This is a genomic window from Vibrio sp. 1978, assembly GCF_033344345.1.
Map to the genome: position 1 here is coordinate 1 of NZ_JAWPOP010000214.1, position 926 is coordinate 926.

Annotated in this window: 1 protein-coding gene; it reads right to left on the bottom strand. The window is 49.9% G+C overall.

The features are described 5' to 3' along the window. Nucleotides 1-718, bottom strand: a 718-nt coding sequence (locus R8N49_RS25635; protein ID WP_318190270.1) for an isoaspartyl peptidase/L-asparaginase, incomplete at its 3' end; no start/stop codon positions are given. Nucleotides 719-926 lie beyond the last annotated feature (208 nt).

The following is a 926-nucleotide window of genomic DNA, read 5'->3' on the forward strand; positions in this document are numbered from 1 at the left end:
TAAAAAACTCACCGACACCCGTAGTTGAAACTGCGACAACGCCATTTTCGGCCACCGTGCCACAGCCTATCAGTGCAGAATCTCCAACACGACCATATTGCTTATTGGTTACCCCACCCGTACTGGTCGCCGCAGCTAAGTTGCCTTGCTGGTCTAACGCCACTGCGCCTACGGTGCCGTGTTTACGATCATCCGGGTAACGAGACTCAGATAACGCAAACAAACCTTTCTCACGCATTGAGAGCAGCTGTTCATAACGGCGATCTGTGAAGAAGTAATCTTGTTCGGTGTATTGATGGCCTTGTTCAAAAGCAAACTTCTCAGCACCTTCACCAACCAACAACACATGGTTGCTGCGAAGCATCACATCCCGAGCCAACTCGATCGGGTTTTTAATGTGTCTAACGCCCGCGACAGCACCTGCGGCAAGGTTGCGACCATCCATCACAGAGGCATCCATTTCTACCATTTCGTTGTGAGTAAGAACCGAGCCTTTACCCGCATTAAAGTTGGGAGAGTCTTCCAGTACTTTTACCGCAGCGACCACCGCATCAAGCGCTTCTCCGCCTTGTTCGAGTATTTGGTGTCCTGCTTTTACCGCAGCTTCTAAGTCTGCCAAGATGGATTGCTGAAGTTCATCACTCATTTGTTCACGCAAAATGGTGCCTGCTCCGCCGTGAATGGCAATTGAGAACGGTTTCGTCATCGCTTTGTCCACTGTTATTCCTTGTATGATTTGCACTACACCGCAGATAAACAAAAAGCGCAAGTTGAAACCTCAACTTGCGCTTTTTTAAAGCTTTACTAGATGCGTTTATCTAGTGAAGAGCATGCGATTAGTGAGAACCGCAACCGCCGCCGCCACAACATTCGTGGTCGTCGCCCTTCTCTTCGCCGCCACAGCAGCCGCCTTCATGGTCGTGATC